Here is a 25,100-nt window from a genome sequence, read left to right as displayed (position 1 = left end):
TCAGGCCGGCTTGAACTCCACCACGGTGTGATCTTCGCCCGCGAGTTCCTCATCAATGATTGCGACAATTACATCCCAGTCACCACCCGCCAGGCCGGCGCCAATTTTCGGATAGCCGATTCGTTGCCTGGCAAATGTTGCCTTGATCTGCCGGAATGCTGCGCGAATCGCGTCGTAATCGGCCAACACACCGCGGCCTCGCCAATTCAGCTGGGTGTAGGCATTTACGACGGTGAATTTTGCTCCGGGCCGCTCGATCAATGCCGTCGAAATCGTGCCCAACTTGTCCTTGTCACCTTTGGCGGTTTTCAGATCGGCTTGATACGCCTCTGGGAACTGCGTCTTGATGGCGAGCGCGATTCCCTTGCCCATCGTGCACTGACAATTACAGCCATGCACGATGGCATCGAACTTTCCTGCCATCGCCAGCGCGAGCAAGTCGCCAGTTACGGTCTTCATCCCCAAAATCCTTGCAGCCGTTCCTTCTCCACCACACCCAGCGGAAACTTCTTCGCGAATGGATGCTCAGCGATGCCGGCGAACTCGCGCAGGGCGGTGTGAATGTGCTCGGGGCGAATGCGGATGCCGTTGTCTTTATCAAGGGCGAGCGACTTGGCGTCGATGTTCACACCGAACTGCTTCTCGTCGGTCGCGCCGAGGACGCGGTTCCCCTTGATCCCCTTGCCGAGGAACATGATCGAGCCGATCGACCAGTGGTCCTTGCCGTTTCCCTTGTTGTAGCTGGGCGTGCGGCCCATTTCGCTTTGCACGATCACGACGAGTTGCTCGCGAATCTTCAGCTCTTCGGCCCGCCGCAGCACGTAGGCGATCCCTTCGAGAAACTCCGGCAGCAGTTTCATTTGATCGGGGTCGTTGTTGGCATGGCTGTCGAACTGGCCGATCGAGAGATTGGCCGATACGCAGACACCCGCCTTGAACGACGACAGGGCGATCTCGGCTTGCTGCGAGAGGCGTTCCTTCGGCACTTTGTCGGGGACGTACTGCGTCACGCGCTGCAGCGCCTTGGAATTGACCTGCGCGGCATAGAGCATGCTCTGCGCGCGTTCGACACGCGGCAAACGGGCCTGCGCAGCATCGATTTCGTTCTGCTCGGCGAGGGCCTGCTCAATGCGATCGAGCGCGAACTGATCGTGATACGGCGAGCGGGCATTCCCTTCGATCGCATCGGCCAGCGCGATCTTTTGCAGCGACGGCAAATACGGCACGCGCGACATAGCGACGACGTTGCCGGTGTTCGAATAGTTGCCGAACGTGAGAAACGCGAGCGGGCACGTCGGTCCCTGGCAACCGGCGACGAGCGCAGCGAACGTGGGATATGCCATGCTGTCGAGCTTGCCGGTGGCCATGTAGCGAGCGCCCGGCGAATGGTTGTTCACCGAGTAATCGAGGCCGTTGAAGACCATCAGTTCGTCGCCGAACTTTTCGTAGAAATCCTCGTTGCTCAGGCCACCGTTTTTGTGAGCAGCCGTCGGCGCGTACTTGTGATTTCCCTTGGTGAGAATGTCGCCCTCTTTGTAGAGGCGATTGATCTCGTTGATCCCCTTGGGATCCATCAGGTACGTCGTATCCCAACCGCCCGAGGCGTTGAACACGATGTAATACGGGCCGGCGTAGCCTTGGTCTGCTTCGGCAGCGCGAGCGTCGGGATGTTGATACGGCAGCGCGAGGCCTAGTCCGGCGAGGCCGCAGAGCTTCAAAAAATCTCGTCGCATGGTTGGTCTTTCGTTGGACTCATTGTCGTCGTTCGCTCCGCGAACGACTAACGCGGGCCATTTCTAGTGCTACCACTTCTCGCCAAAATCCGAAACTCGCGGGGCTCGTTTCGGTGCCAATCGCCGTTCAACCTCGATACATCGTTCGCGGAGCGAACGACGACAATGGAATCACTCGTACAAAAATTCCTGTCGACGCAGCAAATAGGTCACCACGCTGCGCCAAGCGCGGATTGTGTATTCCGGATCCTTCGGCGCATCGGGGACGTGAGTGCGGCAGTGATAGGCTTCGACTTTTTCGACTCCCTTGCGATCCTTCGCATCGCCCACGACACCGGCGAATAGCTTGAACGATCGATCGATCTCGGCCGAGTCGACGGCGAGGTATTGGCCGAGGATTCGTTCGTGCAATTCCACGAGGGCCTGGCGGATTTGTTTGTCTCCGTCGTCGCTTTCGCCGGGCAACACGGTCGCTTCGATATGCGGAAAGAGCAAACGCTCGCTCGCCGGACGAGCAAAATCCTTCAGCACCTGCCGGCAAGCAATGTCGTTGGACAGGATGCGTTGAATCGCGCCCATCGCGCCGCTCGGATCGGCGGCCCGTTCAGTAACTTCTTTCGAATCGATGCCGCCGTAGAGCATGGCCATCTGTTCGCGCAGGCGGCCCCAGGGTTGACCGAAGATCGCGCCGGTTTTGCGTTCGACTTGCTCCGGCGTGAGCAAATGCACCAGGCCGATGTCATCGAGCTCGGCGCGGCGGGCGGGATCGCCGATGGAAGTTGCTAAACCATCCGCTCGATAGAAGTCCGAAACCACCAGATCCTTGAATGCGCCCTTGAGATTGAAGTTGTTGCCAGCAAACTTCTGCGCGGTGTTCTCAATCAGTTTGCGTTGCTCTTGATAAGCCCGCCGTTTGGCCGTGAAGAGCGGATCGTCGAGATCCTTGGGCGGCAGCAGCACTTTGCGGCCGGTGAGAATGTAATAGACATGCTCGACCATCGCGACCGCGAACCGCGGATCCTTCACCGTGCGCTCGCCCAACCAGGGGAGCGACCGCCAACGCTCTTCGGCGGGCATCTCTTCTCCCTCAAAGCCCGCTTGGAACATGTCTTTGTACCAGCCTCCTTTTCGCCGGCCGTACACGCCTTCGAAGTGGTAGTAATCCTGAAAGAGGCTGGCGATCGGATCGATTGTTTTGTGGCAAACCACGCACTCGGCCGCTTGTGTCGTAGGCGTTTCGAACTTCGCCGTCACCGCGGCTGCATCAGAAACTCGAGCCGCAAGTTCGAGCGCGTCGATGCCGAGGAAATGTTGAAAGTACATTCGCGCCCGCAGGCGATTGCGATTGGTTTCAGTCGTCGGATAACGGCGGAGATATTGAAAGGTACTGAGGATGCCAGCGTGCGGATAAAAGCCGGTGGCCGATTCCTGATTCTGGCTCTTCTCTCGACCGACGAGGGCTTTGAGGCGGACCGGTATGAACTCGAACGGATCGTCGGGATCTTTGAACTTGTCTTTCAGCTCATCGTAAATGCCGTAACCGCGGGCGGTGAACGGCGAGATCATGATGTAGTCGGCCGTGATGATCTCGCTGAACGGACGGTCGTTGCGAACGATGTGCTCGACCAGCTTCATCGGTTCGCGGAGCAAAGCTTCGCGATATTGATCGGAGATTTTGTAGCGGGCCTGCGTGCGCTCTTTCTCGTTCTCGATGTGGCTCAGATCGTGGTTCTGCGTCCAGTTGCGAGTCTTGCTGAAGTGATCGTAGGCCAACGCCGATTCGGCGCCGTCGTCGTAACCAACCGTCAGAAAGATATCGTTGAAACCCTCGCGCAGCCGAGTGTAAAAGGCATCTTCTTTCAGCACTTCGTCGAGAATCGCAGGAACGGCTTGCAGACCTTCTTTCTGCACCCGTTCCACTTCGGCTGTCGTTGGCAAGCGACCAGCGAGCGAGAGCGTGGCTCGCCGCAACAGCCGGCGATCGTCGAGCATCGCCACGCCGGCGAAGAACGGCGGCGCGTTCTTCTCTTCGACAAGTTCCACGCTCGGTTTGCTTGAAGAACCGGCATGCGGGTCGTTCGTTCGTTTGACGAATTCGGCGACAATCTTGTAGCCGGTGGAATCGGCGGGGAGGACCACTTCACCGCCGTGGTCGAGACCGCCGACGATCTTTTGCAGAATGCGATAGTCCTTCCCTTCTTTCATCTTCGCGATGCGGGCGAAAGCGGCCTGGTTGTGCCGGTGAGCGGCATCTTGCGCCGTGCCGACGGCTCGCTGCGGATCGAGCAGCAGCAGCTTGCTCTCTTCGGCGTCGCCACCTTCTTTGTGGCAGGTCAGACACTTTTGCGAACCGACCTTTGCCCATACTTCGTCAAGAAAATACCGATCGACGGTGGCTGTGCAACCGTCGTAATTCTTCGGCTCTTCGGCCTGCGCAAAAGTTATCAGCGCGAAGAATAACAACAACGAAGCAGCACGGAGGAAAGAGTGAGAAATCATGCGCCAACCTGGTGGGAATGGTTCGCCGCTGTGGTGAGTGGCGACGGTGCTAGGCGTGAAGGTTTGAGTCTAGCAAACGGCGGCGGAATGTTCACGGATTTTTCGGCGCTGACGCGGAACTGCCGAACGTGCAGAAGCCGGTGAACGACCGCCGCGAGGGCGGTGGCGGCTATTGAACGGTGATGCTGGCCGGCGAATTGCAGATGCGGGCGATGGCGAAATCGATCGGAGCGGTTGATTCGCTGCCGCGGAGTTTAGTCGCTAGCAACTGAGCGGCTGATTCGTTCTCGCAGGCGACAAACAGCGTCGGTCCCCAGGAGCTTTGACCGAGTCCGTTGTATCCCAACGAGCGAATCCTCTCGGCGAGCGCGGTGACAACCGGGCCGTTGAATGGTCCGCCTTGCACATCGGCATAAAACTGCCCAGCCGTTTCGCAGTAGCGGCCGAGGCTGGCCGCGAAGTCGGCGAACTGGCCCGTCGCGGCAGCGGGAACCAAATGCTCGCGGGCTTCGGTGACGAGCTTTTCCGTGAGCGGGGCCAGATTGCGAGCGGCCTGGTCCATGGCAACCTGTTCGCATTCGCCGGCCAAGCCTGTTCCTTGCAGCGGACGAACGAGCAGGAATCGCCAGTCAGCGGGCATCTCCAAACGGCAATCGAGCGGCGCGAGGAACTCGCCGGGCAACTTGCCGCGATCGACAATCAAACCGCCCATTGAAAAACCATACGCGCCGACGGCAGAACGAGTGCCGCGACCAACGCTGCGAACTAACTCTTCGATCGGCGGCACCGGCAGATCAAAAAAAGCCGCGAGCCCGGCGGCTATCGATAAACCCAATTGCGTGCCTGTTCCCAAGCCAATGTGGTCGGGCGCGTGATTGGTGAGAAAGATCTCCGCATCGTCGATCGGCCGCGAATAAAAATCCGACCAACGGCGAGCGAAGACCTGAATCCGTTCCGCGAGCGGGGAGTCCGTTTTACGTACCACTTCACGCGGCCTGATATTCAAAGTCAGGCTCAGCGGCGAATCGACCATCACTCCCACGCCGCCGTAACTTCGCTCCTCATTCGCTCCCACCGGCGCAGCGTTTTGGGCAGCGGGCTGCGCAGTGTTTTGGGCAGCGAGCGCGAACAATCCGAAATGAAGGCGGTTCGCGGCGCGGACAACAACGTGACGGGGCATGCAACTTCGTATGCGACGCTGCCAGCGCCGGGCGAAAAACAGGGCGGAAAATCGCGAATTTAGAAGGAGAAAAGTACCGCTGCTGGCAGCCGCGGGTAAGCGAATTCTCTCCAACTGACTGGACGCAAGTGATTTCTGCCGTAATACTAACAGATTATCAGCCAGTGATTGCGGACCTAGTTTATTATCGGGAATACCCGGTCAGGCCGCCTGGCTGGATTTTCTTGGAGAGTGTGAATGGCGGAAAAAGAAGAAGCGCTGATCGTCCCCGGCGTGGTGACGCAAGCGCTGGCAAACACGCGGTTTCGCGTGCAGCTTGAGACCGGTGGCGAAGTGCTGGCCCACGTGGCAGGCCGGATGCGCAAGAATTTCATCCGTATCGTCCCTGGCGACAAAGTGAACGTTGAACTTAGCCCGTACGACCTCGAAAAGGGTCGGATTGTCTACCGGGAACGGTAAAGCGGGGATCAGGCAAAGGACGCGAATCTCCACTGGCGATCCGCCGCAATCGGCTCGGATCCAAGCTATAGTCTGGTAATTCATTTCGCGTCCTGCGAGCGCTGCGCAACCGCAGCAACCTACTGCCCATGACTGCCGTCGCGCCCAAGACCGTGCTCATCACTGCCTTTGAGCCGTATGACCGCTGGCCGACCAATGCCAGCTGGGAAGCATTGGTGGCGCTGACGCGCGAGTTGCCAACGTCGCCGCGCGTCGTCACGCGCCGCTATCCCGTCGATTTTGCCAAGACTCGCGGCAAACTGCTGGAAGACCTGTCGGCGAATTACGACTACTCAATTCATCTCGGCCAGGCGCCGGGGTCTTCGCACATCCATCTCGAAGCCCTCGCCATCAACGTTGCTGGCGAAGCGGGTCAATCCCCCACGGATTTTCGGCCTCTCGTGCCGGACGGGCCAACGGCCTATCGCACCACGTTGCCACTGGCGGCCTGGGCCGCGAAGATCCGCGCAGCCAATATTCCCGTGCAGGTGTCGTATCACGCCGGCACTTATCTGTGTAACGGCATTTACTATCTCGCGCAGCACATCGCCGCCGAACAAAAGCTGAAAACGCAATCGGCGTTTGTCCATCTCCCGCACAGCCCCGAGCAAGTGCTACACGAGCGCGGCGATGCGGCCAGCCTCCCCACGTCCAGCTGTGTGGAAGCGCTGCGACTGATCTTGAGCGAACTCGAGCAAGCCGAAGCGATTGCCTGATCAACGCAGTGGCGCATTGATCCGACGACTCTCCGCGCTGAAATCCGCAACCGCTGAAAGGTTGTGCCGCTTCGAGCCGTTTAGCTATGATCGATTCGATCGCTAACGCTAGACCGACCAGGTGCTTCATGCCGCGTGCTCTTTCTCTTTCTTTTCTGCAGGCCATCTTACTCGCCGGGTTGCTGGCTCCTGCAGCGATTGCTCAAGAAAAGGGAATCGCCGATTTTCCCAAACTCTCGGCTACGACCGATTGGCCCTGGTGGCGCGGGCCACAGCGGAACGGCATTGCGGCTGGCGGCGCGCCGATCAAGTTCGGCGACAGCACCAATGTCGTTTGGAAAGTCCCAGTGCCGGGCCGCGGTCATTCGTCGCCGACGATCGTCAAGGATCGCATCTATCTTTCGACGGCAGATGAAAAGGAGCAGGTACATTCGATCGCTGCCTTTGATCGCGCGACCGGCAAGCAAGTCGGTTTGAAAGAAATCAGCCGCGGCGGCTTTCCTGCGCGGAACCACGCCAAGAACACCGAAGCCACGCCGACGATCGTGAGCGACGGCGAACGGCTGTTCGTCGTGTACTATCATCACGACAAAATCGAGTTGATCGCTCTCGATCTGCAGGGACACGAGCAGTGGCGGAAGTTTCTCGGCGACTTCGACGGCAAGCCGTACGAATATGGCTACGCGCCGTCGCCGGTCATTTATCGCGGCACGGTGATTGTCGCCGCCGAGTGGAACGGTTCGGCGTTTATCGGAGCCTTCGATCGCGCGACCGGCAATGAAGTGTGGCGCACGCCGCGCAAAAGGAACATCAGCTTTTCCTCACCAGTTGTCGGGCATGTCGCGGGCAAAGATCAACTGCTGATCAGCGGCGCCGATGAAGTCTGCTCGTACGATCCCGCCACCGGCAAGCCGTTGTGGAAGGCCCCCGGCACTGCAGCCGCCACCTGCGGCACGCTGGTATGGGAAGGAGACATTGTCTTTGCCAGCGGCGGCTATCCCAAATCCGAGACGCTCGCCGTGCGGGCCGATGGCAGCGGCGAAGTGTTGTGGAAGAACAATCAAAAGTGCTACGAGCAGTCGATGCTCGCGACGGGCGGCTATCTGTATGCTCTCACCGGTCAGGGAGTTCTCTTCTGCTGGCGCGGCAGCGACGGCGAAGAGATGTGGAAGCAACGCTTGAAAGGGCCGGTCAGTTCATCGCCGGTGCTCGCCGGCGGACACATCTACTGGGCGAATGAGCTCGGCATGCACTACGTCTTCAAGCCGAATCCCGACAAGCTGGAGATCGTCGCCGAAAACCAACTCGGCGGCGAATCGTTCGCCAGCCCCGCCGTCGTCGGCGGCCAGATCTTTCATCGCACGGCAACACGCGAAGGCGGCAAACGGCAGGAGTGGTTGTATTGCTTGGGGACGAAGTAGCGGACTACGATTTAGCGATGGACACGGTCTACATCGAGACTTCGGTTATCAGCCATGCGACTGCCTGGCCCAGCAAAGTTCCTGAGATCGCGGTATTGCAAGATCAGGCGCGGCGCTGGATGCAGGAGCAGCGGCCGAAGTATCAAGTCGTAACTTCGCGTCTGGTTCTGAAAGAAGCCGGGCGCGGAGACTCTGTAGCTGCGAAAGCACGGCTCGATTTGCTCGCCGATGTGCCGTTACTTCCGGACAATCTCGAAGTAAATGAGATTGTCAAAGAATTGATGACTCGTTCGCTTCTGCCGCCTAAAGCACAAGTCGACGCAGTGCATGTGGCCACTGCGGCACTTGGCGGAGTACAATACTTACTGACGCAGAATTGTCGACACATTGCTAACGCGACGATGCTGCCACGCCTGTACCGATTGCTCGCGGAGTTGGGATTGTCAGGCCTCCTGATCTGCACCCCAGCGCAATTCTTGGGAGATCCTGAAAATGTCGACGAATCCAATCCTTGAGGAACTCCACGCGGTACGTGAGCAGTTGTTGGCTGAGCACGGCGGTGATTTGGCAGAACTTTTGCGTTCCCTGGCCGACGAGGGAAAGAGCTCCGATCATCCCGTTGCCAACATCACGCCGCGTAAAATCAATCGCAAGACTCCTCCGCCTTTCGATCCTGTCGCTCCCGAAACACCTTCTACGCCAGCTGCGCGGTAAGCAGCCGCGCGCATGCCCAAATTCGTTGACGAACACTTTTCGAAACTGCTCCGCTGTCTACAGCAGGAAGCAACCGCCGAAGCTGCCATTGCTCGCGCGCGGTTGCAACGAATGTCGCCCGCCGAAGCGGAGCGAACCGGCGCGAGCCTGGTCGGTTTGACAATCCGCGATGAAACTACGGGCCTCGGTGGCCGAGCGCTGGTGACGCTCGGCAAACGCGATCTGTCGCTGCAGTTGCCCTGGACGCGACTCAACACCGGCTCGCCGATTCTGCTGACCGAGGAAAAGGTCGACGATGGCCAATCGCTGCGGGGCCTAGTCAGTCGTCGCGATCGGCAGACGATTGAAGTGGCCCTCGCCTTCTCGCCCGAGACCGAATCGGAACGGCCCACCTGGCGGATCGATCTCGCCACCGATGAAGTGGCTCGCGATCGCCAGCGGTCCGCTCTGACCAAAGCGCAGAACAGCGAAAAGGGACGTCTGTTCGACTTGCAACAAACGTTGCTCGGCGCTCGGCCTCCGGAGTTTGGCAAGACGGTCCCACTCATCGATCCAGGCAATGCTCTGCTGCTGAATCCTTCGCAGCGCGAAGCGATTGAGTTCGCACTCTCCACCAAAGACTTCGCCGTGATCCACGGTCCGCCGGGAACCGGCAAGACCACCACGGTTGCTGAACTCATCCATCAAGCGGTTCTCCGCGGCGACAAAGTGCTCGCCACCGCACCCAGCAACCTGGCCGTCGACAACTTGCTCGAACGCCTGCTGCGGTTGGGTGTAAAGGCAGTCCGCCTTGGTCATCCAGCCCGCGTGCTGCCGGAACTGCGCGAGCATACGCTCGACTTGCTCGTCGAAAATCATCCCGATCTGAAAGTCGCCCGCCGCTTGCTGAAAGAAGCTCGTCAGTTGCGCGATCAAGCCAGCCGTTTCAAACGAGCTAAGCCGCCGCCGGGTATGAAATACGAGATGCGGCAAGAAGCCAAGGAGCTCATCGCCGATGCGCGGCGGATCGAAGATCAAGTCGTGACCGAGTTGCTCGACGGCGCACAGGTCCTCTGCGTCACTCTCACCGGCATTGATCACGAAGTGATCGGGCCGCGACAGTTCGACCTCGCCGTCATCGACGAAGCCTGCCAATCGACCGAACCCGCTTGCTGGATTCCGCTGCTCCGCTCGCAGCGTCTGATCCTCGCCGGCGATCACTGCCAGCTGCCGCCGACCGTCGTTTCGACCGAAGCGACGAAGGAAGGCTTTGGCCTGAGCCTGCAAGAGCGACTCATCAAGCGCTATGGTCAGCCGCTCATCTCGCGGCGATTGACGGTGCAGTATCGCATGCACTCTGCCATCGCGAATTTCTCTTCGGCAGAGTTTTATGCGGGTGAACTGACCGCGCCGGACGATGTCGCCGCGCATCTGCTCTGCGATTTGCCGGACATCGAGCGTTCGCCCCTCACCGAAATGCCGGTCGACTTCATCGATACGGCGGGCGCAAGTTACAGCGAAGAGCTCGAGCCCGATGGCGAAAGTCGCCGCAATCCCGAGGAAGCCGCGCTCGTCGTACGCAAAGTCGCCGCGCTCATCGCAGCAGGCTTGGCGCCCGCGCAAATCGCCGTGATCTCTCCCTATGCAGCTCAAGTGAGATTGCTGCGTGAAAAGCTGGCGGCTGCGGACGATACTGACGGTTGCGAAGTCGACACGGTCGACGGCTTTCAAGGGCGCGAGCAAGAAGCGGTGATCATTTCGCTCGTCCGCTCCAATAGTACCGGCGAAATAGGCTTTCTCGGCGATGTGCGCCGGATGAATGTCGCTCTCACCCGCGCACGACGCAAGCTGATTGTCATCGGCGACAGCGCCACCATCGGCGGCCATCCGTTCTATGGCCGGCTGCTTGAATATTTCGAACAGATCGGCGCGTATCACACGGTGTGGGAAGAGATGGAGTAATCGCGCTCGACTACAAGCCCTTCTCGCCTTCGAGGCTTTGCGGCAGTTCATCCAGATCATCCAGGCCGAAGAGATCAAGGAACCGCGCGGTAGTGTGATAGAGGGGCGCGGCTTTTGGTTCTGGGCGATTCAAGCCGAGGAGATCGCGGCGGACGAGTTGCGACAGTACGGCGCCGCTCGGTTTGCCGCGGAGGCGTTCTACTTCATCGGCGCTGATCGGTTGCTGATAGGCCACGATGGCCAGCACATCGACCGATGATTGCGACAGGCGAGCTTCTTTCACTCGGCCGTAGAAGCGATCACGGATCGGCCCCCACTCGGCGCGCAGTTGCAAACGATAGCCCGCGCCGGCGGAAGTGATGTGATACACCGAGCCATCGCGCTCGTAACCTTCGTTGAGCTCTTGCACCAGCTCGTCGATTTCAGCTGCTCGCACGCCGCGCATCAAGCTGGCGATCTGCTGACTGGTGAGTGGTTCGCCCAGCGGATGGCCGACGAAGAGCATCGCTTCGAGAATCGTCTGCGGCGTGACTTCGGCCGAGCGTTCGTCATCGCCGGCGATCACTTCCAGCGGTTCGTCATCCGTGGCGGCGGCAGGCGCGGCCTCGCCTTCAACCGCACCAGCGGTTGGTTCTGGCGGCGGCGCGGTTGCTTCGTAGGGATCGGTCCCTTGCGTCATCAGCGCGGCATAGGCCTGGCCGAGTTCTTCGAGCGACAGCCCGGCGTCGTCGGGATCCGCGAATTGCTCGAGTCCTAGTGACTCGGCGACTTCGCTCGGATCGGTCTCCTCGATCGCCAGAATTCGCGGCGGCCGCAGCTGCTGTTCCTTGCGAGATTCTTCTTTCGGCGAATCTTCCTTGCGCGACTTCGACGTCGCTTTTTTCGGAGTGGCTTTTGGTTCAGAAGCTTTGCGGGGCATCAATAGTGCCCTTTGTGCATGATCTGCTTCCAGTACTTCTCGAACGCCCCCTTCACATGAAAGTCGGGGCTGTTGTCGAGATCGTGGCACTCCATGCACTTCTTTTCCGCGGCAGCGAGCGGCAGCTTCATGTCGTCGCGGCGTTTCTTCATTTCCGCTTCCATCAGTTGCTCGGCGCCGCTTTCGGCAGCGACGTGCGCGGAACCGGGACCGTGGCAGTTTTCACAGCCTTGGCCTTTGAGGTGCGGCGTCTTTTCGAGCGATTGATAGCCCGAAGCAAACGGCCAATGTTTCTGCGGTTCCCAACCGGTGACGTGACAGCTGAGACATTCCGGATCGAAATGCCGGGCGATGTGAGCACGTTCGTTCGGCGGCTTGACGAGCGACTCGGTCGCATGAGCATGGGCCGATGTCTCCCACACCTCGAAGGCTTTCGTGTGACACTCGCCGCACTTTGCGCTGCCAACAAACTGCCGGCCGGTGGGATGCGGTTGCGGTTTCAAACCCAATTCAGCAAAGCCGAAGTTCTTCAGCTGATCTTGGTAATCGGCGAGCAGCTGCAGCATTTCGGGAGAATCTTTCCAGCGATCGTCGAGCGGCACGCGTTGATAACGAAAACGATTCTTCGCGTCGCCATCGAACAAACCGATCACGCCGGTATACATCCCCTTGGTGCCGACCTGGGCCATCAGCGCTTTCGAGCCGGGAATCTCTTCGAGCTCGAGCGTCGGTTCGCCGACTCCGCCCGAAGAGATGACGAGATCAAAGAGCGGTGCCCCGGCGGCAAGCTTGCGACTTTCGTCGAGCGTGGCGTGGCAGAGCAAGACGTAGAGATCGCAATTCTGGGCCTTCAGTTCCGCGCTGACTTTTTCCAGCGCAGCCGCGGCCGGTTCGTGAACAACATCGTCGCCGGCGAGCTTCTGTTCGAACGTATCGCCAAGGACGCTGGTGATGCCGATCTTCTTGCCGCCAGCCGTCACTACTTTAAAGGTCGGTTGCAGTTCGCGGCCGATGACGGCGACGTTGGCGCTGACGAACATGCTCGGCTTGTCGGGATCGGGGTTCGTCGCCGAGAGCAACTCGCCGCCAGTCAGCCGCAAATCATCGGCGCCGAGAGCGACGGCTTGGTAACCCATCGAACGCAGCGCATCGGCGGTGCGTTGAAATTTGATTTCCGACTGCCGGCCAAAGCGTTTGCTTTGGCTGCCGACGTCGACGGCAACGACGGGCCATTTCTTTTTGTCGCGCAGTTCGCTCAGCAAGGTTTGCCTGCGGGCGAGGCCACCTTTTTGATTGGCCAGGCCAGTGCAACCGCAGGGCTCGATGTATCCCTGTTGCTGGCCGGTGACGAAGAGCACGAGCTTGGGAGTGGGCCAGCCTTCGAACAGCGGCAACTTCGGCGTGGCCGTTGATTTCGGCGTTTCAGCCGATGGATCCTTGGGCGTGGGCACTTCTTTGGGCGGTTCAGCCGGTTGCTCGATCGGTTTGGCTGGTTCCGGCGGCTTGGGTTCTGGAGGAACCAGCGTCGGCGGAACAGGCGCGACGGGCGGCGCGGGTTGTGGAGCAGGTGGAGGCGGCGCCGGCTTTTGACAACCAAGCCATAGCACACTGCCGAGCAACGTGAAGATGCTGATGAGAAGAACGCGGCGGATCAACGGTTGGCTGGCTTGCATGCATGACGTCCTTGCTAGCGAACTCCGTTGCTGGCAGCCGACGGCTGCTTATTCTCTGACCGCGTACCGCACGATGATAACAAACTCGGGAATCTGCGGATGCGTTGTGGTCAACCGCACGATGCCAGCTTCGCCTGGCACGGTTCCCTGATTGACGACCGGCTTGGCGCCGACCGGAACTGTGATCGTCAAAGGGTAGCGCGTTACTTGCGGATTATCCGTCAAAGCTTCTCCTAGCACTGCTTGCAGTTCCCCCGCCGGAGCGACATCGGCTAGCTTGAGTGTCGTTTCGGCGCGATGCGGACCTTTGACCAGCACATGGAACTGCGCCTTCTTGCCGACGGAGGACTGTGTGTCGCCCAGGCGAATCATGTTCTGATCGCTGACCACACCGGGCCCGACCAGCATGATGTCGCCGACAATCCGTCCCTCGATGGCAACAGTCAGCGGCGCCGTGTTGGGAAGGTTGGTGCTCAAGCGAAGCGCCTGGCTGAGACTGCCGAGGGGCAAGCCCGACTTGATGTGAACAGTCGCTTCGACGCCCGATTTGGCGTTTGGTTCGGCGGCTACTTCTTCTGGTGTGAGTGGACGAAAAGTAGCCGAGTAAGCATCGGCGTGCTCGGCGGTCAAAAACTCATGCTTGACGATTTGCAGTGGCTCATCGCCGCGGAACGCATGGACCTTGAAACGACCGACAATCGGTTCGCTGGTCGAAATCGTACCGAGCGATAGATTGCCGCCGCGATCGGTGCGCAGGGCATCGATGATCTTTCCGTAGACATGCAACCGCACGACGGGCATGGCAGGGTAGTTTGTCGTGATGATTTCGGCCGATTGCGAAAAATCGGCTTCGCCCGTCTTGGCAGTCCACGTCAGTTTGATCGGCACCGATTCACCGGGCTGCAGATCACCGTCTTTCATTTCGCTCATCGTGCACTTGCACGTCGTCTGCCCTTTTTTCAAACCAATGGGCGTGGTTCCCTCGTTGCGAAAGATGAACTCATGTTCGCCTTCGGCGTGACGATCCATTTCTTTGAAGTTGTAAGCCGTGCCGCCTTCGATGACCAACTTCGCGCCGTTGTTATCCGTCACTTCCTTGCGCTCAGTTGCTGTTGGTAATTGATCGTGAGCAAACTCCCGCCGGGTGGCGGCCAGGCCGATGCCGATTCCCACGATGAGTGACAGCGCGATAAGAGCGAAAGTTTTCATGGGGGAGGAACTGGGGGCTAGGAGCTGGGAACTGGGGGCTGGGGAACAGGAGTCTTCCCACGTAATTCAGCGACGACGGTAGCCGCACTTGGCAATTTGCCATCCGTCGTTTGATGCGGTGACGGTGGCGGATCGAACAACACTCTCTTTTCTAACTTTAGTTCGCTGTGCGGGCAAAGGGCATCGAGCCGGGCAGCTTCATCGGCTTCGCTGCGAGCGTGATCTTTGTCGCCGATTTCAGCCAGGATCGAAGCCAGTTGCGCGTGCAACATGGACGAGTTGGGATAACAGTCGATCGCCTTCTGATAGGCTTCGGCGGCGAGCTTCAACTTCTCGGGGTCTTTGATTTTTCGCCCGGCCAGGAGGAGCCATTGGCCTCGTTCTTCATGCTGCGAGAAATGGTGGGGCGACGATTTTTCGTACAGCTCCATCGCATCGATAAACGGCCCCCAAGCCTTCGGCCTGGGTTGGCCGAGCCACTGCCGCAAGCGAAAATCGGCAAGCAACCGCCGCGACATCGGCGACCACGGATCGGCAGCGATCGCCTCGTCGAGCCGCGTGGCGGCCTCGGACACGTGCTGCTGATCGCGGGCCGAAATGGCTTCCAGGATCTTCATTTGTCCTTGGAGGACCGGCTGATATTCGGTGTAGTAGCAACCAATCAGTGCGGCCACAAACAACATGCCCGCCGCGACGGAGAGGTACTTCGTCCACTCGGGCTTCCATGCTGTTGCCGGCTCGGCGGCGAGAGTTTTTTCCGTCGGTTCATCGCGCTGCAGCGCGATCGCCCACAGGAGCCACGCCGCGCTCGTCACTCCCGGAAAGATCGCAGCGCCGGCGGCGAGCAGATTCACCAGGAGGGCGATCAGAGCAATCACCACGGCGGCACGCGGCAGTTCGCCCCGATTGACCCACTCCTGCAAGCCGACGAAACAAACGATGAACGAAACGAACGCGCTCAACCAAATGAGAGGAATGCCCAGAGCTGCCTCGGGGCTTGATTCGAGCACTCCGCTGCGCGTGGTTTCCAGCGGATCCATGACCACGAACCCCAGAATGCCGGCAAGCAACAGCCCCAGCACCGAGCCCGCGTAAATCGCAAAGTGGCCGATCTTCAATTCTTCGGCGGCTGAGATCTTGCCGTCCGATCCAGTGGGAAGAGCGAGTTCGCCGCTAACCACGGCAGAACGTCGGCTCACTTGCCAGGCCGTGACGACCATCAGGCCGATGAGCAAGAGCAGCGCTGGCGTGCCGGCCGTGCTCCAGATCTCCAGCAAAAAATTGTGCGGGTCGGTGATGCTTTCGCTGGCTTCGGGAAGCTTGTGATTGACATAACGCTCTTTGAAATTGCCCGGTCCGACGCCGAACAGCGGTGCATCGGCAATCATGCCCGCCGTGCCTCGCCAATACTCGATGCGGTACAGCAACGACTTCGGCGATTCGCTGAGGACCTCGGCATCGAGTCCCTTCGCTGCCACGGCGATCAGTCCGAGCACCACCGCTGCCGCTGCAATTCCCGCGGGCCAACGCCAATCGAGTCGCCAGCCTGAACGACGACCATATAAGAGGAGCAGCACGCAGCCGCCCGCCGCAGCGAGAACCGCCGTGCGGCTCTTCGTCAGCAACAGCACCCCAAAGATGAGGAGCGCGATTCCTAGAAAAGTGCCAATCACTTTCCAATTGGTTTCCTTCTGCACCGTCCAGAACGCAATGCCGAGCGGCAAAATCAACCACGGCAGCAGATAACCAGCCAGCGAGTTCGTCAGTGCAAACTCTGCCGTGGGCTCGACGCTCTTGATGCGGTTTTCGAGATGCGCCCGCGTCGGCGAACCCGGATCGGCTCCCATCTGCTTATAGAACTTCTCCGGATCCTTTTCAAATTGCGCTCGCAACTGCGGCTTGAGCACGCCGTAGTCGTAATACGCATGCAATGAAACTCCCACGGCCAGCGCGAGTAGCACGACGACCAGCGCACGCGTTTCGAGCGCCGAGGTCAACTGCTGACGGAAGATGATCGCGATCGCGCCGTACGCGCCCCACTGCCAGGTCGCATTCCAGGCGTTCCGCATGTTGCCATCGCACATCGCCGCGCTCACCACATGCCAGCCGACGAGCAAGATCACCAGCAGATCGGCCCAGCTCCAGCGCTGCGCGTTGCTGGTGAAGAACGCCGAGCCGACGAGCGAGATCACCGCTACGGCCAGCCACATGACGTGCCAGGTGGCAAAGGCTCCTTCCGAAATGACCGACTCGCTGGCGATCAGCGGCGTGGAGACGAGCAGCGCAGTCGCAATGGCCAGAATCGCCGGCCGCAGATACGACATGAAGATCGCATCGAGTCGCTCGGCCGCGGCGGCGGATTCGGCGGTGGGATGATTTTCTTCGGCGTGTTGACCCCGACGGCGTTTCATGGCTGGTTGATCTTTCGCCTGGCGGTGGTTTCCAGAATGGCAATCAAGGAGAGGATGCAGCCTACAATCAACATCAAGATAACCGCTCCGAACAGCCCTTTCACTTGATGAAGCAGCAGGCCGGCCAGGCAGCACGTAGCCGTCGTCAAATAGACCGTCAGCACCGCCTGCGGCCGGCTTAACCCTAGCTCTACGAGGCGATGCGAGAAATGGTTCTTGTCGGCTGAAAAAATACTTCGGCCCGTTCGTAGCCGGATGAAAATGACCGTCACCAGGTCGTACAACGGCACGGCCATCACACACAGCGGGGCCAAAATCGCATGCCGAGTCTCGCCCCGATAGCCCGTGTAACTGGCCAGCAACGTGGCCACCGCAATGTTGAAACCGACAAAGTAACTGCCGGCGTCTCCCATAAAAATCTTCGCCGGCGGGCGATTGTGGAACAAAAAACCGAGCAGCGAACCAACCAGCACCAGCAGAAAACCGGCCACGAATAGCTGTGGGCTTTTCCCTTCAGGATTAGGCCCGGTGAGCATAATGGTTGCTAAAAAGCTGGCCGCAATCGCCGCGATCCCCGCCGAAAGCCCGTCCATGTTGTCGAGCATGTTGAACGAGTTAATGAGCGCGACAATCCACACAACGGATAGCAATCCCGTCAGCCACGGCTGATTGATGAACGCAGTCAGTTGCAGACTTGGAATGAAAAAAACACAAATCGCGGCCACACCAAACTGCGTTCCCATTCGCAACTGCCACGACAGCCCGTAGCGATCATCGGCCAAGCCGAGGAACATCAGCGCGGTTCCAGCCGCGAGCAGCACCCAGAGTTTCAGCGATTGCAACAGCATGCCGTTCAAATGCGGCCGGGCAAAATCCGGCACATACTTATCTAGCTCGCCGTTCGACATGACGAACCACAGCGCGAGTTGCGCGACAGCAAACGTCCCGATCACTCCCAACCAAATGCCCACACCGCCGCCGAGCGGCACCGGCGAAGTGTGGACTTTCCTTTGAGCATTCGGCTGATCGATCAACCCGATGCGCGGACTGAGCCAGCGCATGAGATACGTCGCCAACAGCGCAACAATGAGCCCCGGCAAGACGCTGCCGAGAACGAGGACGCAGATTTGGCGAAAAGGCATGAGTTCTCAAGTAGCTGAATTCGCCAGAATTCAGACGCAGAATCCGTTCTGATGGAGGCAACTGAATTCTGGCGAATTCAGCTACAGATTGAACGCTTCCTCCTATGCTAATTCAAAGATCGCTTCGATCTCCACCGTAATATTTCCTGGCAACGAACCCATTCCCACGGCGCTGCGAGCACCCACGCCGTGATCGGCGCCCCAGATGTCGCGCCACAGTTCGCTGCAGCCGTTGATGACGGCCGGATGCTTGTCGAAGTCAGCCGTGCAGTTGACCATGCCCAACGTCTTCACCACCCGCTTCACGCGATCGAGGCTACCGAGATTCGCCCGCAACGTAGCGAGAATGGCGAGGCCCGTCTGCCGCGCAGCCGTGTAACCCGCGGCCTGATCGACCTCGGAGCCGACGCGGCCGACGAGTAGTGAGCCATCGCTCTTCAGCGGGCCGTGCCCCGAGACATATGCCGTGTTGCCGAGGATGACGATCGGCTTGTAAACGCCCATCGCCTTCGGCGCGGGGGGAAGTTCCAGCTTGAGTTCAACGAGTTTGGCTTCAGCGCTCATGATTGTTTCCTGAGAAAAGGTTTTGTATTGGTGTTGGCCTAACGGTTTAGTATCGCGGGACCGTCGGATCGATAATCTGTGACCACGCGTCGATACCGCCCGACATATTCTGCACGTTGGCAAAGCCCTGATTTCGCAAGAAGTGAGTCACCTGCAAGCTCCGGCCACCGTGGTGGCAATGCACGACGATGTGCTTGTCCTGCGTGCCCAGTTCGGCGAGCTTGCTGGGAATCTCGCGCATCGGAATCAGCGTCGCGCCGGCGATGTTCGCCGTTTGATATTCGCCCGGCTGACGGCAATCGAGCAGCAGAAAGTCGCTGCCGGCATCGAGGAGTTCTTTGACGGAGGTGACATCGATTTCGATCGGTAACGTAGCAGACATCGCGAACTTTGCTGGTTGGGATTTGTCTTCTGAAGAACGCTGTCACGTGTTGTCAGGTAACAACGAGCATGTCATTCTAACGAAGCCCTCGCCCGCCGAAACTCCCTTCCCACGGCTCATCACGCTGGAATTGCCGAGGATTGCCTTGCCCGCTGTCGATCCCACCGCCGCCCGTGAATTCGCTGTCGAGGTCGTGCGCAAATTGCGCGATGCCGGCCATCAAGCCCTCTGGGCCGGCGGCTGCGTGCGCGATCAGTTGCTCGGCATCATGCCGAAGGACTATGACGTCGCCACGAGTGCCCGGCCCGAGCAAGTGCGCGATGTCTTCGGCCATCGCCGTTCGCTGCCAATCGGCGCGGCGTTTGGCGTGATTACCGTGCTCGGTCCCAAACCAGCCGGGCAAATCGAAGTAGCGACGTTCCGCCGCGACGCAGGTTACAGCGACGGCCGACATCCCGATAGCGTGACCTTCAGCGATGCCAAGGAAGATGCCCAGCGGCGCGACTTCACCATCAACGGACTGTTTTACGATCCCGTGGTGGAGCAGGTGATCGACTACGTCGGCGGCCAGGATGATCTGCAAGCCGGCGTGATCCGCGCCATCGGTGTGCCCCGCGATCGCATCACCGAAGACAAGCTGCGGATGCTCCGTGCGGTTCGCTTCGCCGCGAAGTTCGGCTTTACGATTGAAAACAAGACTCTCGCTGCCGTGCAAGAGCAATCGAACGAACTGGTGATCGTCAGTGCCGAGCGAATCGCCGAAGAATTGCGGAAAATGCTCACGCTCGAGCGTCGCCGCCTCGCCGTGGAACTCCTCAGCCAAGCGCAACTCCTCGAAATCATCCTCCCCGAAGCGCGCGGCGTACACACGCAGGCCTGGCAACAAACGCTGACGATGCTCGAGCGACTCCAAGCGCCAACGTTTCCGCAGGGACTCGCTTTATTGCTGCGGCCGCTGGCAGAAACGCCCGACGCGCTTGCGCAGCTCGTCGATCTCGTCTGCCGTCGCTTGAAACTCTCTGTCGAAGAGCTGACCCAAGTGCAACGGCTGTTGCGCGAGGAACCGTTGCTGCGCCGCGCGAGCGAATTCACCTGGCCGAAATTGCAGCGGCTATTGGCAACGCCCGGCGTCGAGTCGATTCTCGATTTTGCCGCAGCCGTTTCCAGCGTCCTTGATCCCAATCCGATGGAACTCGATCTCTGTAATCGGATGCTCGATTTGCCTGCGGCGCTGATGAATCCGTTGCCGCTCATCAACGGCGAGGATTTAAAACTTCTCGGCTTGCCCCCCGGTCCGCAGTTCCGCATCATCCTCGACCAGGTTCGCGACGCCCAACTCGAAAGCCTGATCAACACGCCCGAAGAAGCGCTGCAAATGGCGAGCAAGCTTGCTGCAGTTCCATCTTAAGAGAGAATCACCATGCATCTGCTCCTGCTGCTTGCTCTACTCTCCGCCGATCCCACCGATAAACTCTTCGTCGCCACGCCGCTGACCAAGCCGAACGAATTCACCGCCGGCATCGAAGGACCGGCATGCGATGCCCAGGGAAACATCTTTGCGGTGAACTTTGCCGAGCAAGGAACGATCGGCCGTGTCACGCCCGACGGCAAAGGTGAGATCTTCGTGCGGCTCGAAGGTAAGAGCATCGGCAACGGCATTCGTTTTGATAAAGCGGGCCAGATGTACGTTGCCGATTACGTCGGCCACAACGTGCTGCAGATCGATCCGGCGACGAAGAAGATCACGGTGCTCGCCCACGATGATGGTTTGAATCAACCAAACGATCTGGCCCGCGCCGCCGATGGCACGCTCTTCGCCAGCGATCCTGCCTGGGACAAAGGAACTGGCCAACTGTGGCGGATTTCGACGAAGGGTGAAATCAAACGTCTCGCTCAAGACCTCGGCACGACAAACGGAATCGATGTGAGTCCTGACGGCAAGACGCTGTACGTCAACGAAAGCGCGCAGCGGGGCGTGTGGGCCTTTCCGATTCGAGACGACGGCACGCTCGGCGAACGAAAGCTTGTGAAGCAATTCGAAGACCACGGCTTCGATGGCATGCGCGTCGATGTCGATGGCAATCTCTACATCACTCGCTATGGCAAAGGGACGGTCGTGAAACTTTCGCCGCAAGGTGAGGTACTTAAAGAGATCGACGTCCTCGGCAAACAGCCGAGCAACCTGTGCTTCGGCGGTTCTGACGGCCGGACGGTCTATGTCACGGAAGTCGAACATCGGCGACTCGTTCAATTTCGCGTCGACAAGCCCGGCCTCGAATGGCAACAAAATCGATAATCTTTTCAGAAAACATACTCATGTCGAATCGCTTTCTATCTTTGCTGCTTGTCCTTTTCACTTCTGCACTCATGGCCGAACCTCCTGTTGCCCCCGTCAAACCGGTTGTCGATACGCACTTCGGCACGCAAGTGACCGACCACTATCGCTACATGGAGGATTTCAAGAATCCAGAAGTGCAGGCCTGGGTGAAGGGACAAGCTGATTACGCATCGCAGACGCTGTCGACTTTGCCGGGCCGGGCGAAGTTGCTGGAACGAATCAAAGTGCTCGATGCTGGTAAGCCATTTACGATTGGCGACATCACGCTTCTTCCCGCTGGCGAGTTGTTTTATTTCAAGCAACTGGCCAGCGAAAATGTGACGAAGCTGTATGTCAACGGCAGCAGCGGTGAAGCGAAGCTGATCGATCCGGAGAAATTCACGAAGCCGGCAGGTGGCGGGCACTTTGCCCTCAGCTTTTATCGCGTGTCGCCCGATGGCCAGCAGATTTTGTACGGCTTTGCCGCCTCGGGCTCTGAGCAAACGACCCTGAAAATTTTCGATCGGCCGACGAACAGCGATCTCCCCGAGAGCATCGATCGCCTCGAAGCCGAATACGCCCGGCCCGATTGGTTGCCCGACGGCAAGGGGTTTGTATACAGTCGCCGGCGTGATGTTCCCACCGATGCGCCCGCGACCGAAGGCTACAAGTTTACGCAGGCTTGGCTGCACGAGATCGGTACGAAGACGGGCGAAGACAAATTGATCTTCGCGCAGGGCGCCACCGGTTCACCGGAAATGCAGGAGATGGATTTTCCTGCCGTCATTCTGCCGATTGGTTCGCGCTGGGCCATCGGACAGATCAAGCATGGCGACGAGACCGATCTCACGTTGTATGCCACCGAGCAGAAGACGCTCGGCACGAAGGATGTGCGCTGGACGAAAGTTTGCGACCGTCGCGATCAAGTGACGGAGTACGCGGTTCACGGAGATGAGATTTATTTGCTCACGGCGAGCGAGGCGCCGCGGTTCAAGGTCGTGCGGACCTTGTTGACGGAGCCGAAGTTTGCAACCGCCGATGTCATCGTGCCGGCCGGCGAGCAAGTGGTCGATTCGCTGGCCGTGGCGCAAGATGCGCTCTATGTCGGAGTGCTCGCCGGCGTGCCGAACAAGATTTTGCGACTGCCGTTCACCAAGAATCTGCGTGGCTTCGCGGGGCCCGCGGAGCATTTTGATCTGCTCCCCGACGAACCCGCTGCCAATGTGGTAGCAGCTCGGCCTGATATGACCAACGTGCTCATCGGCACGCGATCGTGGACTCGGGCCGGCAATCTTTACCTCTATGAACCGACCACGAAGAATCTCGTCGATACGAAGTTGCTGCCAGCCGGCAAATTCGACGCTCCCGATTGGCTCACTTCGACCGAAGTGATGGTGCCAAGCCACGACGGCGTGAAGGTGCCGCTGTCGATCTTGCATCGCCGCGATATCAAGCTCGATGGCTCGAACCCGGCCTTCATTTCGGGCTACGGCGCGTATGGCTTTACCGCCTCGATGAACTACCGGCCGACCAATCTCGCCTGGCTCGAGCGCGGCGGTGTGCTGGCCATTGCGCACATCCGCGGCGGTGGAGCTTTTGGCAAGGAATGGCATCACGCGGGGCGAAAGCTAACCAAGCCGAACACTTGGAAAGACTTCATTGCCTGCGCAGAGTATCTCGTCGCCAAGAAATACACATCCCCATCCAAGCTCGCTGGCGAAGGCGGCAGCGCGGGAGGCATTCTCATCGGCCGCGCGATTACCGATCAGCCTGATCTGTTTGCCGCGGCACGTATCAGCGTGGGCTGCACCGATATGCTCCGTTTCGAAACGACGCTCAACGGCCCGCCAAATGTTCCCGAGTTCGGCACCACGACCAAGGAAGATGAGTTCCGTGGATTACTCGCCATGAGCACGCTGCATCAGATTCGCGACGGCGTGAAATATCCCGCCGTGCTCCTGACGCACGGCGCGAATGACCCGCGCGTGGAACCGTGGATTTCGGCCAAGACCACCGCTCGTCTACAGGCAGCGACCGGCAGCGGCAAACCGGTTCTGTTTCGCGTCGATTATCACGCGGGGCACGGCATCGGTTCGACGCGCGATCAACGCCAGGCCGAACTCGCCGACGTGTGGAGTTTTCTACTATGGCAATTCGGCGACAAAGATTTTCAGCCGAAGAAGTAGCAGCGTTGTCGCAGCGCGACAACGGACAAACTTAGGTGCCGCTCTGCTGACGCCAGATCTTGATTTGCGTCGGCGTGAGGACCTTCAGGATCTGAGTTTCGCTGCGGCGGATCGCTTCCCAAGAATCTTGGCTGGGTGCATCGGCGGCCGCTTTGGCGGCATCCAATGAGCGTTGAATCTGGCTCTCTTGCGAAGGAGTCAATCGCAAGCGGCGGATCGTTTCCGGCGTGAGTAGTTGTTTCTGTTGTTCGAGAATCCGCCGCGCTCGCTGATCGCTTTCCGAAACTGGCGGAGTCGCTGGCAGCAGCACTTCGACCTGCTTCAGCACATTTTGAATCTCTGCGGTCGCAGGCTGCGTTGTTGCTACGGGCACTTCCACGGTGATGGGCCGCGATGTCTTCGCCATCCACTCCCAGCCAAAGCAGAACGCCGCGGCCACGCCGCCAATGGCGACCACGGCCGAGACCACGCCAATCTTGGCCACCACGTGGCCGGTTTGGAAGGTGCGCAGCGGCCACATGGCCAACTCGCCGAGTTGCGCCAGAAAACCTTCGGCTTCCGACAGATCACCGATCCGTTCGGCGCCTAGCAGCACACCGTCGGAGAAGATTTCCTTACGAACGATGCGAATCAAACCTCCGCCGGCTGCCGTGTGCAACTCAGCGCGATCGTCGATGTCGAGCGTGACCGACAGCGGACAGGCAACCGCCACTCCCGTCGCCGAGGCATCGACCAGATGCACATCGACAGATCGGCCCTCGACGCGCAGCGACGCATGCTTCTGCCCATCGGGCATCTGAATGCGAAACGCACTGCGTTGTTCGGAGGATGAATGCATCGTGTCACCTGGAATGCTGACGTAATGTCGGCTCCCTGAACTATAGGTCGTGTGATGCCTGATGCTGAAAAACGACGCCGCTCCCCCGAAGGAATGCGTCGTTGCGGCCCCGCCAAAGTGCAGCTCGTAACGGCTGTGCGGATTGTCAGCCCGCGTGCTTACGGTTTTGGAGCATTGAAAATATCGCAGCGACTAATGATGACCATGACTGCCACTGTCGAAACTCGAGCCGCTGTCGAAACTCGAGCCGCTGTCGAAGCTCGAACTGCCGGAGTCGAAACTCGAGCTGCCACTATCAAAGCTGCTGCCGTGGCTGTGACTGTCGTGACTGTGGCTGCCATGACTTGAACTCTCGAAGCTGGAACTCGAGTTCGTGTCGTGATGATGGAAGCTGCTCCCCGAATCGGGATAGGAGCTATGGCCGTAATGATGATGCGGATCGTGCATGTGATGCGGATCGCTCGGCGAAGTGCTGTCCGAGGGAAATGAAATGCCGCTGTGCAGCACATTCTGCTGGAACAAATCGTCTCCCGCCGAGGAGCTGCTGCCGGTGAAGGTGATACCCGAATCCTTCGCCGAGGCACCGTCTTCGAGCATTCGACCCAGGTTGAAAATCACCAACGCTACGCCCGCCAGCACCAAAGCGATAAAGGCGATACCCATCAGCGTAAGTAAGGTTTCCACCAGAAATCTCCGCTTGTGTCGATCTCCAGCCAACGGTTGACTGTTTGCTGGTTATTCGCGATTTATCGCTACT

At 59.3% G+C, this 25,100-nt stretch carries 22 protein-coding genes; 9 read left to right on the top strand and 13 right to left on the bottom strand.

The window, feature by feature from the left end; all coding sequences use genetic code 11:
- The 4 genes from M9Q49_RS02625 to M9Q49_RS02610 all read right to left on the bottom strand — a co-directional run bounded on the left by M9Q49_RS02625 (nt 1) and on the right by M9Q49_RS02610 (nt 5,412).
- Complete coding sequence (locus M9Q49_RS02625; RefSeq protein WP_254507094.1) at nt 1-459, bottom strand: macro domain-containing protein; 459 nt, start codon at nt 457-459, stop codon at nt 1-3.
- A complete protein-coding gene (locus M9Q49_RS02620; protein WP_254507093.1) occupies nt 456-1,733 on the bottom strand; it encodes a DUF1501 domain-containing protein in 1,278 nt (425 codons plus the stop codon). Before M9Q49_RS02620 ends, M9Q49_RS02625 begins: the two co-directional genes overlap by 4 nt.
- A 171-nt stretch (nt 1,734-1,904) precedes the next feature.
- The gene (locus M9Q49_RS02615; protein WP_254507092.1) at nt 1,905-4,232 is read right to left on the bottom strand and encodes a DUF1592 domain-containing protein; all 2,328 of its coding nucleotides are present in this window, start codon (nt 4,230-4,232) and stop codon (nt 1,905-1,907) included.
- Nucleotides 4,233-4,401: 169 nt separating this feature from the next.
- Complete coding sequence (locus M9Q49_RS02610) at nt 4,402-5,412, bottom strand: hypothetical protein (RefSeq protein WP_254507091.1); 1,011 nt, start codon at nt 5,410-5,412, stop codon at nt 4,402-4,404.
- A gap of 237 nt (nt 5,413-5,649) precedes the next feature.
- Here M9Q49_RS02610 and infA point away from each other — a divergent pair, with 237 nt between their 5' ends.
- The 6 genes from infA to M9Q49_RS02580 all read left to right on the top strand — a co-directional run bounded on the left by infA (nt 5,650) and on the right by M9Q49_RS02580 (nt 10,702).
- Complete coding sequence (infA, locus tag M9Q49_RS02605) at nt 5,650-5,871, top strand: translation initiation factor IF-1 (RefSeq protein ID WP_254507090.1); 222 nt, start codon at nt 5,650-5,652, stop codon at nt 5,869-5,871.
- A 128-nt stretch (nt 5,872-5,999) separates the two neighbouring features.
- The gene (locus M9Q49_RS02600; protein WP_254507089.1) at nt 6,000-6,626 is read left to right on the top strand and encodes a pyroglutamyl-peptidase I; all 627 of its coding nucleotides are present in this window, start codon (nt 6,000-6,002) and stop codon (nt 6,624-6,626) included.
- 128 nt (nt 6,627-6,754) lie between these two features.
- Nucleotides 6,755-8,047 (top strand): outer membrane protein assembly factor BamB family protein, encoded by a 1,293-nt coding sequence (locus M9Q49_RS02595; RefSeq protein ID WP_254507088.1) that lies wholly within the window; start codon nt 6,755-6,757, stop codon nt 8,045-8,047.
- The gene (locus tag M9Q49_RS02590; RefSeq protein WP_254507087.1) at nt 8,029-8,562 is read left to right on the top strand and encodes a type II toxin-antitoxin system VapC family toxin; all 534 of its coding nucleotides are present in this window, start codon (nt 8,029-8,031) and stop codon (nt 8,560-8,562) included. The genes M9Q49_RS02595 and M9Q49_RS02590 overlap by 19 nt, the downstream gene beginning before the upstream one ends.
- Nucleotides 8,540-8,761 (top strand): hypothetical protein, encoded by a 222-nt coding sequence (locus M9Q49_RS02585; protein WP_254507086.1) that lies wholly within the window; start codon nt 8,540-8,542, stop codon nt 8,759-8,761. Before M9Q49_RS02590 ends, M9Q49_RS02585 begins: the two co-directional genes overlap by 23 nt.
- Before the next feature lie 12 nt (nt 8,762-8,773).
- Nucleotides 8,774-10,702 carry an AAA domain-containing protein gene (locus M9Q49_RS02580; RefSeq protein WP_254507085.1) on the top strand — a complete coding sequence of 643 codons (1,929 nt, stop codon included), beginning with the start codon at nt 8,774-8,776 and terminating at the stop codon, nt 10,700-10,702.
- A gap of 10 nt (nt 10,703-10,712) precedes the next feature.
- Here the strand turns inward: M9Q49_RS02580 and scpB are convergent, their stop codons facing one another.
- The 7 genes from scpB to M9Q49_RS02545 all read right to left on the bottom strand — a co-directional run bounded on the left by scpB (nt 10,713) and on the right by M9Q49_RS02545 (nt 19,002).
- Complete coding sequence (gene scpB, locus M9Q49_RS02575) at nt 10,713-11,621, bottom strand: SMC-Scp complex subunit ScpB (protein WP_254507084.1); 909 nt, start codon at nt 11,619-11,621, stop codon at nt 10,713-10,715.
- Nucleotides 11,621-13,294 carry a multiheme c-type cytochrome gene (locus M9Q49_RS02570; RefSeq protein ID WP_254507083.1) on the bottom strand — a complete coding sequence of 558 codons (1,674 nt, stop codon included), beginning with the start codon at nt 13,292-13,294 and terminating at the stop codon, nt 11,621-11,623. Before M9Q49_RS02570 ends, scpB begins: the two co-directional genes overlap by 1 nt.
- A 48-nt stretch (nt 13,295-13,342) precedes the next feature.
- A complete protein-coding gene (locus M9Q49_RS02565; protein WP_254507082.1) occupies nt 13,343-14,503 on the bottom strand; it encodes a DUF1573 domain-containing protein in 1,161 nt (386 codons plus the stop codon).
- A gap of 17 nt (nt 14,504-14,520) precedes the next feature.
- Complete coding sequence (locus tag M9Q49_RS02560; protein WP_254507081.1) at nt 14,521-16,914, bottom strand: O-antigen ligase family protein; 2,394 nt, start codon at nt 16,912-16,914, stop codon at nt 14,521-14,523.
- On the bottom strand, nt 16,911-18,056 hold the full coding sequence (locus tag M9Q49_RS02555; RefSeq protein WP_254507080.1) for an MraY family glycosyltransferase: 1,146 nt from the start codon (nt 18,054-18,056) through the stop codon (nt 16,911-16,913). The genes M9Q49_RS02560 and M9Q49_RS02555 overlap by 4 nt, the downstream gene beginning before the upstream one ends.
- Before the next feature lie 102 nt (nt 18,057-18,158).
- Nucleotides 18,159-18,620 (bottom strand): RidA family protein, encoded by a 462-nt coding sequence (locus M9Q49_RS02550; RefSeq protein WP_254507079.1) that lies wholly within the window; start codon nt 18,618-18,620, stop codon nt 18,159-18,161.
- Between the two features lie 46 nt (nt 18,621-18,666).
- Complete coding sequence (locus tag M9Q49_RS02545; RefSeq protein WP_254507078.1) at nt 18,667-19,002, bottom strand: rhodanese-like domain-containing protein; 336 nt, start codon at nt 19,000-19,002, stop codon at nt 18,667-18,669.
- 22 nt (nt 19,003-19,024) lie between these two features.
- Between M9Q49_RS02545 and M9Q49_RS02540 the strand changes: the two genes are divergently transcribed.
- The 3 genes from M9Q49_RS02540 (at nt 19,025) to M9Q49_RS02530 (ending at nt 23,505) form a co-directional block, all read left to right on the top strand.
- The gene (locus tag M9Q49_RS02540; RefSeq protein ID WP_254507077.1) at nt 19,025-20,410 is read left to right on the top strand and encodes a CCA tRNA nucleotidyltransferase; all 1,386 of its coding nucleotides are present in this window, start codon (nt 19,025-19,027) and stop codon (nt 20,408-20,410) included.
- A 12-nt stretch (nt 20,411-20,422) separates the two neighbouring features.
- Nucleotides 20,423-21,298 (top strand): SMP-30/gluconolactonase/LRE family protein, encoded by an 876-nt coding sequence (locus M9Q49_RS02535; RefSeq protein WP_254507076.1) that lies wholly within the window; start codon nt 20,423-20,425, stop codon nt 21,296-21,298.
- 71 nt (nt 21,299-21,369) lie between these two features.
- On the top strand, nt 21,370-23,505 hold the full coding sequence (locus M9Q49_RS02530) for a prolyl oligopeptidase family serine peptidase (protein WP_254507075.1): 2,136 nt from the start codon (nt 21,370-21,372) through the stop codon (nt 23,503-23,505).
- Nucleotides 23,506-23,536: 31 nt separating this feature from the next.
- Here the strand turns inward: M9Q49_RS02530 and M9Q49_RS02525 are convergent, their stop codons facing one another.
- Nucleotides 23,537-24,343 carry a hypothetical protein gene (locus tag M9Q49_RS02525; RefSeq protein ID WP_254507074.1) on the bottom strand — a complete coding sequence of 269 codons (807 nt, stop codon included), beginning with the start codon at nt 24,341-24,343 and terminating at the stop codon, nt 23,537-23,539.
- 192 nt (nt 24,344-24,535) lie between these two features.
- Entirely contained in the window at nt 24,536-25,027 is a 492-nt protein-coding gene (locus M9Q49_RS02520; RefSeq protein WP_254507073.1) for a hypothetical protein, read from the bottom strand.
- Between the last annotated feature and the right edge of the window lie 73 nt (nt 25,028-25,100).

The organism is Anatilimnocola floriformis (assembly GCF_024256385.1).
Classification (GTDB): domain Bacteria; phylum Planctomycetota; class Planctomycetia; order Pirellulales; family Pirellulaceae; genus Anatilimnocola; species Anatilimnocola floriformis.
Note: the sequence above shows the minus strand (reverse complement) of the source record. Positions and strands in the feature narration are given on the sequence as shown.